The organism is Pseudomonas sp. HN2-3, assembly GCF_020691745.1.
Classification (GTDB): Bacteria; Pseudomonadota; Gammaproteobacteria; order Pseudomonadales; family Pseudomonadaceae; genus Aquipseudomonas; species Aquipseudomonas capeferrum.
This window is the reverse complement of sequence record NZ_CP085704.1, coordinates 3,552,720-3,567,050: the sequence shown is the minus strand read 5'-3', so window position 1 is coordinate 3,567,050 and position 14,331 is coordinate 3,552,720. Positions and strand designations below refer to the sequence as shown.

The 14,331-nt window shown below is 65.3% G+C and carries 13 protein-coding genes and 1 riboswitch; of the genes, 8 read left to right on the top strand and 5 right to left on the bottom strand.

Features of this window, described 5'->3' with window-relative positions:
• Nucleotides 1-101: 101 nt before the first annotated feature.
• From LJX93_RS16190 to LJX93_RS16175, 4 genes are all read right to left on the bottom strand, one after another.
• Nucleotides 102-1,427, bottom strand: a complete 1,326-nt coding sequence (locus LJX93_RS16190; protein ID WP_033698689.1) for an MFS transporter — start codon at nt 1,425-1,427, stop codon at nt 102-104.
• A gap of 166 nt (nt 1,428-1,593) precedes the next feature.
• Nucleotides 1,594-3,273 carry an FAD-dependent oxidoreductase gene (locus LJX93_RS16185; RefSeq protein ID WP_033698687.1) on the bottom strand — a complete coding sequence of 560 codons (1,680 nt, stop codon included), beginning with the start codon at nt 3,271-3,273 and terminating at the stop codon, nt 1,594-1,596.
• 33 nt (nt 3,274-3,306) lie between these two features.
• Entirely contained in the window at nt 3,307-3,627 is a 321-nt protein-coding gene (locus LJX93_RS16180; RefSeq protein ID WP_033698686.1) for an NIPSNAP family protein, read from the bottom strand.
• An 86-nt stretch (nt 3,628-3,713) separates the two neighbouring features.
• Nucleotides 3,714-4,523 (bottom strand): shikimate dehydrogenase family protein, encoded by an 810-nt coding sequence (locus LJX93_RS16175; RefSeq protein ID WP_033698685.1) that lies wholly within the window; start codon nt 4,521-4,523, stop codon nt 3,714-3,716.
• Nucleotides 4,524-4,695: 172 nt separating this feature from the next.
• On the opposite strand from LJX93_RS16175, the gene LJX93_RS16170 reads away from it, so the two are divergent.
• From LJX93_RS16170 to LJX93_RS16155, 4 genes are all read left to right on the top strand, one after another.
• Complete coding sequence (locus LJX93_RS16170) at nt 4,696-5,466, top strand: IclR family transcriptional regulator C-terminal domain-containing protein (protein WP_227696192.1); 771 nt, start codon at nt 4,696-4,698, stop codon at nt 5,464-5,466.
• Between the two features lie 240 nt (nt 5,467-5,706).
• Complete coding sequence (locus tag LJX93_RS16165; RefSeq protein WP_033698683.1) at nt 5,707-6,306, top strand: hypothetical protein; 600 nt, start codon at nt 5,707-5,709, stop codon at nt 6,304-6,306.
• On the top strand, nt 6,306-6,734 hold the full coding sequence (locus LJX93_RS16160) for a phage holin family protein (RefSeq protein ID WP_033698681.1): 429 nt from the start codon (nt 6,306-6,308) through the stop codon (nt 6,732-6,734). The genes LJX93_RS16165 and LJX93_RS16160 overlap by 1 nt, the downstream gene beginning before the upstream one ends.
• Complete coding sequence (locus tag LJX93_RS16155) at nt 6,731-7,537, top strand: DUF3618 domain-containing protein (protein WP_227696191.1); 807 nt, start codon at nt 6,731-6,733, stop codon at nt 7,535-7,537. The genes LJX93_RS16160 and LJX93_RS16155 overlap by 4 nt, the downstream gene beginning before the upstream one ends.
• A gap of 46 nt (nt 7,538-7,583) precedes the next feature.
• Here LJX93_RS16155 and LJX93_RS16150 read toward each other — a convergent pair whose 3' ends face one another.
• Entirely contained in the window at nt 7,584-8,930 is a 1,347-nt protein-coding gene (locus LJX93_RS16150; protein WP_095065531.1) for a cation:proton antiporter, read from the bottom strand.
• Between the two features lie 125 nt (nt 8,931-9,055).
• A riboswitch (cobalamin riboswitch) is annotated at nt 9,056-9,263 on the top strand.
• A 107-nt stretch (nt 9,264-9,370) separates the two neighbouring features.
• On the opposite strand from LJX93_RS16150, the gene LJX93_RS16145 reads away from it, so the two are divergent.
• From LJX93_RS16145 to LJX93_RS16130, 4 genes are read left to right on the top strand one after another with little or no spacing between them, the layout of a single operon-like run.
• Nucleotides 9,371-11,509: a TonB-dependent receptor gene (locus tag LJX93_RS16145; RefSeq protein WP_033698677.1), complete on the top strand. Its 2,139-nt coding sequence runs from the start codon at nt 9,371-9,373 to the stop codon at nt 11,507-11,509.
• Nucleotides 11,510-11,555: 46 nt separating this feature from the next.
• Nucleotides 11,556-12,341, top strand: a complete 786-nt coding sequence (locus LJX93_RS16140) for an ABC transporter ATP-binding protein (RefSeq protein WP_047583782.1) — start codon at nt 11,556-11,558, stop codon at nt 12,339-12,341.
• The gene (locus tag LJX93_RS16135; protein ID WP_033698675.1) at nt 12,338-13,306 is read left to right on the top strand and encodes an ABC transporter substrate-binding protein; all 969 of its coding nucleotides are present in this window, start codon (nt 12,338-12,340) and stop codon (nt 13,304-13,306) included. Before LJX93_RS16140 ends, LJX93_RS16135 begins: the two co-directional genes overlap by 4 nt.
• Nucleotides 13,303-14,322: a FecCD family ABC transporter permease gene (locus tag LJX93_RS16130; protein ID WP_047583783.1), complete on the top strand. Its 1,020-nt coding sequence runs from the start codon at nt 13,303-13,305 to the stop codon at nt 14,320-14,322. Before LJX93_RS16135 ends, LJX93_RS16130 begins: the two co-directional genes overlap by 4 nt.
• Nucleotides 14,323-14,331: the final 9 nt, after the last annotated feature.

Sequence of the window (14,331 nt, the reverse complement as noted above, 5' to 3'; positions counted from 1 at the left end):
GGGCGGCTTAGTGCCTGGCTTGGGTTTTGAGGTGGGGCATAGATCGAGCGCCGCCCGCGCGGCGCTCGATCTATGCACCAACACACATCCAATGCCAGGCACTAAGCCCCCTCAACCCCACGCGGCGCCATGAAATACATCCACACCAGCGCCAGGAAGTACATCACCGGGATCATGGTAAACAGCACCGCATAATTGTTGTGGGTAACCGTCAGCACGCTGCCGACGATCTGCGTCATGAACATCCCACCGATGGCCGCACACATGCTGCCAAAGCCGAACACCGTGCTCACCAGGTGCTTGGGTGTGTAGTCCATGACCAGGCTCCAGATATTCGCGGTCCAGGCCTGGTGCGCGCCGACCGCCACGGCAATGGCGAGCACTGCGACCCACAGGCCACTGGCGTGGGCAGCAAAGACCACACTGACAATGGTGCAGGCAAAGATCAGCATCGAGATCAGCCGTGCGCGGATCGCACGTACGCCGCGGCCGATCAGCCACGACGAAAGTATCCCGCCGCCAATGCTGCCGAAATCCGCAGTCAGCCAGATCAGGATCAACGGGATACCCATCTGCGTCACGCTGATGCCCAGCGCGTACTGCTGGTTCAGAAACGGTGGCAGCCAGTAGAGGTAGAACCAGAACACCGGCGCCGTGATCGAGTAAGCCACGGCGAAGGCCCAGGTGCCGCGCTGGCGCAAGATGCGGCGAAATGGCATCGGCTTCGCTTCGGGCTCGTCATCCTGCTGGATATAGTCCAGCTCGCTCTGGCGCACGTGCGGGTGCGCTTCCGGGTTGAAGTACTTCAACCCCCACAACACCACCCACACCAGGCCAAGGCTGCCCATGGCAATGAACGCGGCCTGCCAGCCCCAGGCGGCCAGGATCAGCGGCAGCAGCGCCGGGGTGACCATGGCACCGACGTTGGTGCCGGCGTTGAACAGGCCGGTGGCGATGGCGCGTTCGCCGGCAGGGAACCACAACCGCGTGGTCTTCACGCAGGCCGGGTAGTTGGCCGCCTCGGTCAGGCCGAGGATGAAGCGGCAGACCATGAAGCCGGCCGCCGAGGTGGCCAGGCCGTGGGCGCCGGTGGCCAGGCTCCACAGCAGCACCGCAACGAAGAAGGCGTGCTTGACCCCAACCCTGTCGATCAACCGGCCCTGCAGCAGAAAGCCGATCGCGTAGCCGACCTGGAACCAGAAATTGATGTTGGCGTAGTCCATCGCCGTCCAGCCCATGTCCTTGGCCAGGACCGGTTGCATGATGCCGAGGGCGGCGCGGTCGATGTAATTCAGGGTGGTGGCGAAGAACACCAGGGCCAGCATGCCCCAGCGGGTCTTGCCGACGGCGAAGGCGCCACGCACCTTGTCACCGATGGAGCCATGGGCGAGGCGGGGGGTGGCAGTGTTGAACTTGGAAGGGGTCATGTGAGGTCGTTTCTTGAAATTGTTTTGAACGGCAGTGCGTCTGGAACGCGGTTTTGCCCATGGCAAGGATGGGCACGCAAGGTCATTTAATGGTGAGCAGTGAATGATTGAGCGTCAATTCAAAGATGGGGCTACTGTTCGCTGATCGAACAAAAGTGCTGCTGCGCTAAGTTGCGGGGCCGCACAGCGCTTTGCCCGCCAGGTAGCCGAAGGTCATGCCGGGGCCAAGGGTGATGCCGCCGCTTGGGTAGTGCCCGCCCATGATGCTGTGCATATCGTTGCCGACTGCATAGAGGCCGGGTATCGGGCGCTGTTCGCTGTCCAGGACCTGGGCAGAAGCCTCCGTGCACAGGCCGGCGAACGTCCCCAGGCTGCCCGGCAGCAGCTTCACCGCATGAAAGGGGCCGTGCAGCAGGGGCCGCAGTGACGGGTTGGGCGCTTGCAGCGGGTCGCCCTGCGCGCAGTTGTAGCGCGAGGCGCCGCGCTGGTAGTCCGGGTCTGTGCCCTGCGTTGCGTGGTAGTTGAAACGGGCCACGCTGCGCTGCAGTTGCTGGGCGTCGATCCCGCAGCGTGCGGCCAACTGCGCCAGGTTAGGGCCGCTGAACAGGTAGCCACGCCGTTCATAGAAGCCGGTAGGGAAGGGGAACGGCTTGGCCCAGCCGATGCCATGGCGGCGCTGCGCGGCGTGATCGCAGATCAGCCAGGCCTCAGGTGCCTCGCCTGGCGGCGTGGCCGCGAACAGCGCATTCATGAAGGCATGGTAGCTGTCGGCCTCGTTGACGAACCGCCGGCCGTCCCGGCGCACGGCAATGAAACCGGGCTTCGCACGGTCGATCAGGTGCGGAAAATGGCCGAGGCTACCGTCGCTTCGTGGCACCTGTGACACCGGCGCCCAGGCCCCGGCGTGGGCCGCCGTGGTGGCGACTTGTGCGCCAACCTGCTCGCCCAGGCGCAGGCCGTCGCCGCTGTTTTGTAAGGGTGCAGCGGAGTAGTGGCGATCGCCTTCGGGCGCATGGGGTATCAGTTGCGCGATGCGCTGGCGGTCATGCGGGAATCCGCCGCAGGCCAGCACCACACCGCGTCGTGTGTGGATCACCTGACCATCGCTGAACTGAACGCCAGTGATGCGCCCATCCCTGAGCAACCCGGTGGCCTGTCGCGCATGCAACAGCGTCACGCCCAGGTCGAGGGCGCTGCGCAGCAGGCGCGCCACCAGCGCATTGCCGTTGACCAGGTGCAGGCCGCGACGATGCAGCAGCAAGTCGCGCCCATGGCGCAGCAGGCGCTTGCCGACGTGCCAGGCGGCCTTGGGCGAACGGCTGGCATTGAAGAACGCGGCCATGTCCGCCCCACCGGCGATGCCCATGCCGGCCAGGCTGACGATGTCCAAAGGGGGGCGAAGGCGGTGCACCCAGTGCCCGAGCAGGCGCCCGTCGAATGGCTGCGCGCACAGGGAGCGCCCACCCGGTGCGCTGCCGTCGCCCTCGTGCATGTCGGGCATCTTCGTGCCGGACTGGAACTGCACAGCGGTGTGCTGCTGGAAGAACGCCACCATTTCCGGCCCATGGCGCAAGAACGCCTGCTGGCGCAAGTCCAGCTCGGCGACGTGGGTTTGCGCGCGCAGGTAGCGTTCGGGTGCGTCGTCGGTTTCGACGATGCCTTCGGCGATGGCCAGCGGGTTGCGGGGTATCCACAACCACCCCCCCGACCAGGCGCTGGTGCCGCCGAACTGGCTGGCCTTTTCGGCGACGATCACCTTCAGGCCATGATGCGCGGCGGTTACTGCGGCAGCCAGGCCAGAGGCACCGGAGCCGAGGACAAGTACGTCACATTCCAGGGATTGCATGGGTGCGCTCCGGTCAGGTGGGGGGCAAGGCATTCACTGCAGGGGCGAAAAGCCGGTCGGGCGCATTAGCCGCGATTGCAATCGCAGCACGGCGCCCAGTTCGCGATTGCGCTTGGAGAACTCCGCCCAGCGCGGGTCCGCAGCCATCGCTGCGCGGCGCTGCATGCGCTCGTCGAGGCTGGCATAGCCCCACAGGTGCACCACCTGGTTGACCTCGCCGAATTCGCTGGTGAAAAAGCCGACCAGGTTGCCCAGGTGTTCGCTCTGCACCGCCAGCGCATGGCTCTGGTACAGGGCCAGCCAGTCGGCCAATTTCAGCGGGTCGAGGGTGTAGGTTCTCAGTTCAAAATACATGCGACAGTCTCCGGATGAGGGGCCGACGCCTGCAGGCGTTCGGCAATAGGGCTGGCGACGAGCCAGCCGACGGTGAGGGCAGGGCCTCAGATCTCCAGCGGGGTGACGCCCATGAAGGCGCCGAGCAGTCCGAGTTGGGCAAAGGCCATCTGTGGCCCGGTCTGGATCGCACAACCGAGCTGGCGTGCCCTGTGCAGCAAGGGGGTGATCTCTGGCGAAGTGACCACGTCGGCAACCAGGGTGCAGGGCTGCAGGGTGTCCAGCAGGGCGCCAGGCAGAGGCAGCTCGTCGCTGCCGCCCATGCCGATGGGCGAAGCGTTGACCAGCAGGTCGAACGCCTCCAGCGAGTGGTATTGGGTAGCGACTTCGAGGTTGGGGAAGGTGTTGCCAAGCAGTTCGCAAAGCGCGCCCGCCCGTGCCGAGCAGGGGTCGCTCAGGGTGACCTGGCCCACGCCAGCCTCACCCAGGGCATAAGCGATGGCGCTGCCGACCCCACCACAGCCGATCACCAGTGCGCGTTTGCCCGCTGGCTGAAAGCCCTGCTTGCGCGCGGCGCTGAGGAAGCCTGCGCCGTCGACGTTGTCGCCCAGCAGGCACCCGTCGCTGCCGCGCCGCACCACATTGACCGAGCCCAGTGCGCCAGCGCGCTCGCTCAGGCCGTCCAGGCGCGTGGCCAGCGCCTGTTTGTAGGGCACGGTGACCACGCAACCGCGCAGGTTGCGCCAGCCCCGCAGGCTGTCGACGAAGGCGTCCAGCGCCGTTTCCTGCAAGTCGATGGGGAGCATCGCCAGGTCGCAGCCATGGCTGGCGAACCAGGTGTTGAAGTTTTCAGGCGATTTCACCTGGGCGATGGGTGAACCGACGATGGCGACCAGTTCTGTCGAACCCCGAATCATGCTGACCTCCGTGCTTGCTGTTGTTGTGCAGGCAAGGGTGGCGTGCGAGGGGGTGGGGGACAATGCGCTTGTCGGGCAAGTAGTGCGATAATCGCAGTTGCCTGGCGATTATCGAACCAGAGTGCTGAACAATGTACAGCCCGGATCACGACAGACCGCACGAGGTGAAGGCATGGACAAACCGCAGATCCACCCCCGCGACCTGATCGCCGGCTTGCAGAAAGGCCTGGCGTTGATGCAGCTGTTCAGCGTCGATCAGCCGCGCCTGACCGTGCCACAGGCGGCCAGGCAGTCAGGCCTTACCCCCAGCGCTGCGCGGCGCTTCCTGCTGACCTTGGTACACGAAGGCTTTGCCGACACCGACAGCCGCCATTACTGGCTCACGCCCAAGGCGCTGCGCATTGGCCAGGCCTACGTGGATTCGGCGCAACTGCCGCGCATGCTGCGGCCTATCGTCGAGCAGGTTGCCCGGCAGACCCAGGAACATGTCTCGGTCGGCACCCGAGACGGCGATGAAATCATCCACCTGGTGCGCAGCCGCTACAGCCACATCGCCTCGTTGTCGATCAGGCCCGGTTCGCGGGTGCCGATGTACTGCACGGCCGGGGGGCGAATCTGGCTGGCCGCGCTGAGCGAGGCAGCGCGCGACGCGTATTTCTCGCGCAACCCGTTACGCCAGCTCACGCCCTACACGCAGACAGACAGGGCGCTACTGGAGCAAGCGCTGCAACGTGTACGCCAGCAGGGCTTCTGCATCGTCGACCAGGAGTATGAAGTCGGCATGCGCGTGCTGGGCGTGCCGCTGCTGGACCGCAGCGGTGAATTGAAGGCGACCCTGACGGTCACCACCCACGCCTCACGGTTGAGCGTTGACGAGATACGGCTGCGCTATTTGCCGCCGCTGTATGAAGCGCAGGTGTTGTTGAGGCCAGTGGTTGGTTGATCTGCAGTCTGACTAGGTGCTTGGCTTGGTTTATTCAGGGGGGCGGATAAACCAAGCCAAGCACCTGGCGGCCCCGACAAACTTAAGCTTTGCCCCCCAGTAAACCCCGTGCAGGCCATTGGTGCAGAGGGCAATGGCTGCCGATCACTCTGACTGAACTCCCGGCCCCAGCGCTACGTCCCCCGAATGAAGGCACACAGTCCGGCACCTGCCGGTTGTTCATTTGCGAGGGATATGACCATGGAACGCGATCAAGGCTCGGCGGCACCGCCGAGCAGCCCCCAGGATCACCTGCACGCCATTACCGACGAGGCCGGCGCCCTACTGAGCGAGGCAAAGCACCAGGGCACCGAGCAGTACGAGCACTACCGCACCACAGCCGCCGAGCAACTTGACTCCTTGCAACAAGGTGCACGCTCGGCTGCATCCGCGTTGCAGGGCAACGACAGCCTGGGGCTTTCCCATTACCTGGGCGAAGCTGCCGAGTGGATGGGCAATTTTGCCGAGCAAATCCGCCATGAAAGTGCTGAGGACCTGCTGCACCGAGGGTCTCGCCTGGCGCGGGACAACCCGGCGCTGTTCCTGGCTGGCAGTGTGGCGGCAGGGTTTGCCTTGTCCCGCTTTCTGCGCGCCAGCGCCAGCCACGCCACTACGGCGCCGTCGCCGGTGCCAGGGCAAGGCAGCAGCGAGCCCAGGCACGCCGCTGCGCCGATGCCGGACCGCGCCAGCGACGTGTCCACGCACAAACCCTACACCCCGGTCGACCCTGTCGGCATGGGCGGCGGCACGCCGGTAAGCGGTGGCCCATTGGAGCGTGACCCGCTCAAAGGAGGTGAATGATGAACAAAGACCCTCTACAACCTGCGCCGGGGCTACATACCCCGGCAGAGGACACGGTCGGGGTGGGCGGTTTGCTGCGTCAGTTGATGCGCGAAATCCCAGAACTGTTCACCCAGGAGCTGGCCCTGGCCAAGGCCGAACTGCAGCGCAATCTCAACGCCTTGAAGGCCGGTACGGCAGCGGTGGCGGTAGGGGCCATCGTGCTATTGGCGGGCTTCATCATCCTGCTGCTGGCAGCGGTGTATGCCTTGTCGATGGTGCTCGTGCCCTGGCTTGCAGCGCTTATCGTCGGGGCGGTAACGGTGATCATCGGGTTCATCATGCTGCAGGCCGGCAAGAAGCAGTTCGAGCCAGCTCAACTGACCCCGGATCGCACGCTGCATGCCCTGCAGCAGGACAAGGATGCGCTGAAGAGGAAACTGCCATGAGCACTTCTTTCGAACAAGAAACGCAGAAAGACCCTGACCTGCTCGAGCAACAGATCAATGCCAAGCGCGAGCATATCAGTGACCTGGTCGATGCCCTGGAGCAGCGCCTGAGCCCCGGCCAACTGATGGACCAGGTATTGGCTTACAGCAAGGGCAGCGGCGGGGAGTTCTTCCATAACCTGGGCACCACCTTGAAAAACAACCCGGTGCCGACCGCCCTCACGGTGCTTGGCCTGGCGTGGCTGGGCTTCAATCAGAATCGCCCGTTCAACCCTGGCCCTGCGCACACCGGCCCAGGCCTGGGCGAAAAACTGGGTGATGCGGTCGACAGTGTGAAGGGGGCTTTTGCCCATGCCACAGAGGCGCTGCACGATGCCGGCCACGCGGTGAGCAGCAAGGCCCATGACCTGCGTGACCGGGCTGGCGAGCTGGGGCAGGGCGCGCGCGACACGGTGCACGGCTCGGCTGACAGCCTGCGCGGCAGCGCCCAGCAGATCGGTGACCAGGCCACAGCCCTGAAGGGCCACTTCGATCAGTTGCTCAAGGAGCAGCCTTTGGTGCTGGCGGCGCTAGGCATCGCGTTGGGTGCAGCCTTGGGCGCGGCATTGCCCGGCACCCGTAAAGAGGATGAGCTGATGGGCGCCAGCAGTGACCGCTTGACCGACACGCTGAAGGCCAAGGGTGAGCAAGCCAAGGAGGCGGTAAAAGAGTCGGTAAGGGAAGCCACCGCGAAAGAGGCGCCCACGGGCACGCATCGAACGGCGGACACTGACTTGTCTTCGGGGTTGGGCTTCCCGTCCTGAAAACCTCAGGGGGCGTCGCTGCCAGCGGGCGACGCCCCCTGAGGGGCTATTGGCCGCGGCGTTTTCGGCCGGCTTCGTAGCGCGCCAGCAGGGGCTGGACGCTTAGCCCATGCACCACGATGCTCAGCGCCACCACCGACAACGTGAGGTTGGTACTCGACGCGGCAACACTGGGCAGCATCGGGTGATTGAGCGCGTAGAACAGGTAGTAGAGGCTACCGATGCCGCGTATGCCGAACCAGCCAAGCAGGCCGCGCTGGCGCAGGTCCAGCAGGTCGCGCCCGGGGATCAGCAGCGTGCTCAGTGGCCGAATGATCACGAACAGCGCCGCGCCGACGACCAGCGCTCGCCAGTCCCAGTGCTCGATCAACACGACCCCGAGCAAGGTCACCAGAAAGACCTCCATCGCCCGCTCCACCAGCCCGCCAAAAGAGAGCATGTCGCCGAGCATGATGCCCGCTGCGACCTGGGTGTCTTCCAGTGCGGCGATATCCCCTTTCACCGCATGCTCCGGGGCGACATGCTGGTGACCGACGACGGGCTGTACAAGGTGCTCGGCGGGCGCTTGCGGGGTGGGGCTGGTGTGCACCTCGGCCTGTCGCAGGCCGAGCCCCGCCGCGAATACCGCAAGAAAGCCATAGCCATGGATCAGGTCGGCGACCACATAAGCCATGGCAATCAGCGCCAGTGCCAGGTAGTCGTTGGGCGAAAGCGTGCTGTCGGCATGCTGGGTGCGCAGGTACAGGCTCAAGTGCCCAAGGCCGCGGCCCATCCAGTAGCCACTGAGCAAGCCTGCGGGTACCGCCCACAGCACGTCCTGCAACAGCCAGTCGGTAAGCCACTGGCTGCCTTCGGCGCCCTGCACCAGCAGCAGGCCGAGGATCACGAACGGAAAGGCGATGCCATCGTTGAGCCCCGCTTCGCCCGACAGGCTGAAGCGCACCCGGTCGTAGTCCTGCGCGTCGTTGACCTGTACCAGCGTGGCCAGCACCGGGTCGGTCGGGGCCAGGATGGCGCCAATCAGCACCGATACTCCCCAACCCAGTTGCAGGCCGTAGTGCAGCACCAGGCTGACCCCCGCGATGCAGGCCAGCATCACGGGCCCGGCCAGGAAGAAGGCCACCCGCCAACTGCGGCTGCTCAGCGGCAGGCGCAGCTTGAGGCCGCTGACGAACAGGGAAAACAACACAGCGACCTCGGTCAGGTGCTCCATCCAGCCGCTGGCCTGGGGCAGGTCGAGTTGCAGCAGCCCGAGGCCACCCGGGCCAAGGCCTACGCCCAGCCCCAGGCACACCACCGAGGTAGTGACAGGGATCCAGCGCAGGTAAGAGGAGGTCAGCGCCAGCAGCAGCAAGACGGCGCCGAGCATGGCCACCCAGACAATGAAACTCATGTGCGCAGGTGCCTCCAGCGAGTCGGGTTGTGACGCGGGTACAGACAGTGAGTCTAGCCGTTGCTGTCGCGAAGCAGCGCCTTTGCGCTGTACAGGGCGGTTGACGTAGCGGCATTTTGATGGTCATCTGCGCGCCTGTTTCAGGTGCCCCCTGCCGCCGTGCATGGGGTGAAACGGGAAGCCGGTTCGTCATCGCGCGATGATCAGTCCGGCGCTGCCCCCGCAACGGTATGCGAGAGAAGTATTCAAGACACCACTGTGCCCCGGCATGGGAAGGTGAATGCTTCATGCCCCTCGCGAGCCCGGAGACCGGCCTGAAGCATCGTTTGGCAAACCCGCGGTGGGCGGGCGCAGGCCGGTTTCCGTAGGCGTGTGCGCCTGCGATGCCCCTTTGCGTTGTTCCCCCGGGATTCTTTCATTCCTGCTTCAAGTGGAACGACATGTCCCGTTATTCGCTGTTCAGTTCTCTGCCAGGCTCGCTGCTGCATGCAAGCCTGCTGCCCTGTGTTTTTATTAGCGTTGCCGCCCACGCCGCCGAGGCGGATAACGCCCTGGCGCTGCCGGCCACGGACATTACCGGCACGGCCGAGCGCAACCCGCAGCCCGACCTGCATACCCCAGGCACCAGTGGCTCGCGGCTTGGCCTGACGCCGCTGGAAACACCCGCCAGCGTGACCAGCATCAGTGCCGAGCAAATCCTCAAGCGCAACAACGCAACAGTTCAGGACGCGGTGACCCGTTCGCCCGGCATCACCTTCATCGGTACCCCCGGCAACGGCGGCACGGCGTTGTCGGCCCGCGGTTTTACCGGGCACAGTTCGACCATGCAGTTGTACGACGGCACCCGGCTGTACGTAGGCGCCGGCACGGTGACCTTCCCGGTGGACACCTGGTCGGTAGAACGCATCGATGTGCTGCGCGGCCCGGCATCGGTGCTGTACGGGGAGGGCGCCACCGGCGCGGTGATCAACGTGGTGCCGAAGAAGCCGTTCGAGGGTGAAATCCGCAACCACCTGCGCCTGGGCTACGGCTCGGATGACCGCCGGCAGATGGCCCTGGACAGCGGCGGTTCGCTGACCGATACCTTGAGCTATCGCCTGAACCTGAACAAACAGGCCAGCAACGGCTGGGTCGACCGCGGCGACTCGCAGAGCCTCGCCATCAGCGGCTCGCTGCGCTGGCAGCCCAGTGACGAGCTGAGCTTCACCCTCAGCCACGACTACGGTGACCAGAACCCGCAGCAGTACATGGGTACGCCGTTGGTGGGTGGGCACTACCGCGAGTCGCTGCGCGACCACAACTACAACGTCGACAACGCCGAGCTGCATTACAACGACCAGTCCACGCGCCTGGTGACCGACTGGGTGATCAACGACAACCTGACCGCCAGCAACCAGTTGTACTTCCTCAAGGCCCAGCGTCGCTGGCGCAACGCCGAGACCTACACCTGGTTGCCAGGTGACCAGGTGCGCCGTAGCAGCTTCATCAGCATCAAGCAGACCCAGGAACAGCTCGGTGACCGCCAGTCGTTCACCTTGCAACACTCGCTGTTCGGCCTGGACAGCCAGACCGTGGTGGGCGCCGACTACAACACGATCCGCTTCGTGCGCAAACACGACTTCGGCAACACCCTGACCGATACGGTGCCGTTGTCGGGGTCGGGGGGCGGCGAATACATCAGCAACGACCCCTTCCGCTCGCGCGAAGCCAACCAGGCCAAGCAGTTTTCGCTGTTTGCCGAGAACCGCACGCAGTTGACCGAGCGCCTGTCGCTGATCACCGGTGTGCGCCGCGACCAGGTGCACTTGCACAGCGACGACCTGGATACCGATACCCGCACCGACCGCAGCTTGTCCGGCAACAACTGGCGCGCTGGGTTGGTGTTCGCGGTTACCGAGGACTTGTCGGTCTACGGCCAGTACGCCACCAGTACCGAAGGCGTAAGCGACCTGCTGACCCTCGACGCCGCTCAGCAGCAGTGGGACCTGAGCACCGCCAAGCAAACCGAAGTGGGCATCAAGCAGATGCTGCCCGAGGGGCGAGGGGAGTGGACCTTGGCGGCGTACCACATCGTCAAGAAAAAGCTGCTAAGCACCGACCCGCTCAACCCGACGCTGCAACAGCAGGTCGGCCAGCAGTCGTCGGACGGTATCGAAGCCACCCTCGAACTGCGCCTGCCCTACGACGTGCAGCTGTCCGCCAACGCCGCCTGGGTGCGGGCGGAGTATGACGAATTTACCAATGGTACCGACGACTACTCCGGCAACCAGCCCACCGAGGTGCCTCGCCGTTCCGCCAACCTGTGGTTGAGCAAGGATTTCGGCCAACGCTTCAGTGCCGGTGCCGGGGCGCGTTATGTCGACAGCCGTTACGCCGACAACGCCAATACCGTTCAGGTGCCCAGCTACACCGTGGTCGACGCCACTGTCGACTGGCACGTGCAACCGGACCTGACCCTGGGCCTGCAGTTGAACAACCTGTTCGATCGCCAGTACGCCATCACCACCGGCAACAACGGCCGGCAGTGGTACCTGGGTGAGCCGCGCTCATTCTTCGTCACGGCTGATTACAGCTTCTGAGCCTGCCGCACCGGCCATTGGCCGGTGCCTCCTGGAGGTGATGCCCATGACGCAACTGCACATCGAGGCCCTCGCCTGGGCCCCGCAGGAACGGGGGCGGGCACCGCGCCCGCTGTTGCAAGGCGTGGACCTGCACGTGGGGCCGGGCGAGTTCGTCGGCCTGATCGGCCCCAATGGCAGCGGCAAGACCAGCCTGCTGCGCTGCGCCTACCGCGCCAACCCACCTGACCAAGGCCGGGTGAGCCTTGGCGCGGATGACATCTGGCAGCGCAGCGCGCGATGGTGCGCACAACGCATCGCGGTGGTGCTGCAGGAGTTTCCCGATGAGTTCGGCTTGAGCGTTGCCGAGGTGGTTGCCATGGGCCGCGCGCCGCACAAGGGCCTGTTCGATGGCGACAGTGCCGAGGATGCCCGGCACGTGGTGCAGGCACTTGCGCAGGTGGGCCTTGCCGAGCAGCGCGAGCGGGCGTTTGCCAGCCTGTCAGGAGGCGAGAAACAGCGCGTGCTGCTGGCCCGGGCCTTGGTGCAGGCACCGCAGTTGCTGATGCTCGATGAGCCGACCAACCACCTGGACCCACGCTACCAGCTGGAGCTGCTCCAGCACCTGCGCAGCCTGGGCCTGAGCATTCTGGCCAGCTTTCATGACCTTAACTTGGCGGCCGCGTTCTGTGATCGGCTGTACGTCATCGACGGCGGACGCCTTGTTGCCAGCGGTACGCCGCAAGCGGTGCTGACCCCCGGCCTGCTCAGGCAGGTCTTCGGTGTCGAGGCGCTGGTCGACCGCCACCCCCTGCACACTTACCCACGTATTACCTGGATCACACGACCATGACCCTTCGCTACCTGATCGGCTTGCTGTCGATCCTGACCGCGCTGCCTGCCACGGCCAGCGACTACCCCTTGAGCGTGCGCAGCTGTGACCGCGACGTGACGTTCACCCAGGCACCGCAGCGGGTGGTGGTGCACGATGTGAACATGAGCGCAATGCTGCTGCACCTCGGGCTGCGCGAGCGCATCGTCGGCTACACCGGTTTCAGCGCCCGCAAGCACCGCGACCCGTGGCTGGACACGGCGCTGCAGGGCGTGCCGCAGCTGGCCAGCCGCTACCCGGCCATCGAAACCTTGCTGGCGGCTGAAGCCGATCTGTTTTTTGCCGGCTGGAACTACGGCATGCAGGTTGGCGGCCCGGTGACCCCCAGCACCCTTGCGCCATTTGCCATCCCGGTGTACGAGCTGAGCGAGTCGTGCTCGTGGGTCATGGCCCAGCAGCGGGCCAGCCTGGACGATGTCTACCGCGACCTGGGCAACCTGGGGCGGATATTCTCGGTCGAGCCCCAGGCCGACCGCGTGATCGCCAGCATGCGCGCGCGTATCGGTGAAGTGCAGCATCGGGTCGGGCAGGCGCGGTACATGCCACGGGTGTTCCTTTACGACAGTGGCGAAGACCGCCCCACCACCTCGGGAAGGCTTGGCGTGCCCCAGGCCCTGATCGAAGCCGCCGGCGGGCGCAACGTGATGGACGATGTGGCCGCCAGCTGGACCGAGGTGAACTGGGAAAGCGTGGTGGAGCGCGACCCGGAGGTCATTCTGATCGTCGACTACGGCCCCAGCAGTTGGCAGCAGAAGCGCGACTTCCTGGTGCGCCAACCTGCGTTGAAAGACGTGCGGGCGATTCGTGATCAGCGCTTCATTGTGCTGACCTACCTAGAGGTGACGCCGTCCGTGGAGAACGCAGTGGCCATCGAAAAGCTTGCCGATGCATTGCATCCCCCGTTGCTCCAAGGTGCTGCCCGATGAGGGTTGGGCACAGCACTGCGGCGTACCGGTGGCTGATCGTGCTGCTGAGCGTCGTGTTGCTGCTGTCGTGCCTGATCGCGCTTGCCTTTGGCCCCGCGTCGGTGCCGCTGGCCAAGGTTGCCGGTATTGTCGGCCAGCAACTGGGCATCGACATGCCGGGTGAGTGGAGCCAGAGCCAGGCCCATATCATCTGGCTGATCCGCGCGCCCCGGGTGTTGCTGGGGGCTTTGGTGGGTGCCGGCCTGGCGCTGGTCGGCAGCGCGCTGCAAGCCGTGACCCGCAACCCCCTGGCAGACCCGCACCTGTTGGGTGTCAGCTCGGGGGCGGCGCTGGGGGCAGTGCTGGTGATGCTCTACCTGGGCGAATTCATCGGGGTCTTCAGCTTGCCACTGGCGGCGTTCATGGGCGCGGCGGCGAGCATGTTGCTGGTGATCGGCGTGGCCCGGCGCAATGGCCGCATGGAAACCGACCGCCTGCTGTTGGCGGGCGTCGCCGTGTCGTTCGTGCTGATGGCGGTGGTCAACCTGCTGTTGTACACGGGCGATCAGCATGCCGCCGCTTCGGTGGTGTTCTGGATGCTGGGTGGCCTGGGCGCGGCGCGCTGGCATGTCATCTGGCTGCCGGCGCTGTGCGTGGTGCTGGGGCTGGTCACGCTGCAAATGTTGGGGCGCGGCCTGAATGCGCTGATGAGTGGTGAGCAGACGGCGCTGAGCCTGGGTTTCAACGGCCGACGCCTGCGCCTGCAGGTGTTCACCTGCACCTCGCTGCTGACCGGCGTACTGGTATCGCTGTCGGGCGCCATCGGCTTCGTCGGCCTGATGGTGCCGCACATGGCGCGGGCGCTGGTGGGCGCGGAAAACCGCCGGCTGATGCCGGTCAGTGCACTGCTTGGGGCGATTTTTCTGGTTTGGGTGGATGTGGCTGCACGCACCTTGATCGCCCCGCAAGACTTGCCCATCGGCATTGCCACCGCAGCGCTTGGCGGGTTGTTTTTCATTGCCCTGCTCAAGCGCTGAACGGCTGTG

Coding starts and splice junctions, on each gene's coding strand:
- LJX93_RS16170 (WP_227696192.1), top strand. CDS start 4,696: ATGGACAAACCGCAGATCCACCCCCGCGACCTGATCGCCGGCTTGCAG.
- LJX93_RS16140 (WP_047583782.1), top strand. CDS start 11,556: ATGACGCAACTGCACATCGAGGCCCTCGCCTGGGCCCCGCAGGAACGG.
- LJX93_RS16175 (WP_033698685.1), bottom strand. CDS start 4,523: ATGATTCGGGGTTCGACAGAACTGGTCGCCATCGTCGGTTCACCCATC.
- LJX93_RS16185 (WP_033698687.1), bottom strand. CDS start 3,273: ATGCAATCCCTGGAATGTGACGTACTTGTCCTCGGCTCCGGTGCCTCT.
- LJX93_RS16130 (WP_047583783.1), top strand. CDS start 13,303: ATGAGGGTTGGGCACAGCACTGCGGCGTACCGGTGGCTGATCGTGCTG.
- LJX93_RS16135 (WP_033698675.1), top strand. CDS start 12,338: ATGACCCTTCGCTACCTGATCGGCTTGCTGTCGATCCTGACCGCGCTG.
- LJX93_RS16180 (WP_033698686.1), bottom strand. CDS start 3,627: ATGTATTTTGAACTGAGAACCTACACCCTCGACCCGCTGAAATTGGCC.
- LJX93_RS16190 (WP_033698689.1), bottom strand. CDS start 1,427: ATGACCCCTTCCAAGTTCAACACTGCCACCCCCCGCCTCGCCCATGGC.
- LJX93_RS16155 (WP_227696191.1), top strand. CDS start 6,731: ATGAGCACTTCTTTCGAACAAGAAACGCAGAAAGACCCTGACCTGCTC.
- LJX93_RS16150 (WP_095065531.1), bottom strand. CDS start 8,930: ATGAGTTTCATTGTCTGGGTGGCCATGCTCGGCGCCGTCTTGCTGCTG.
- LJX93_RS16145 (WP_033698677.1), top strand. CDS start 9,371: ATGTCCCGTTATTCGCTGTTCAGTTCTCTGCCAGGCTCGCTGCTGCAT.
- LJX93_RS16165 (WP_033698683.1), top strand. CDS start 5,707: ATGGAACGCGATCAAGGCTCGGCGGCACCGCCGAGCAGCCCCCAGGAT.
- LJX93_RS16160 (WP_033698681.1), top strand. CDS start 6,306: ATGAACAAAGACCCTCTACAACCTGCGCCGGGGCTACATACCCCGGCA.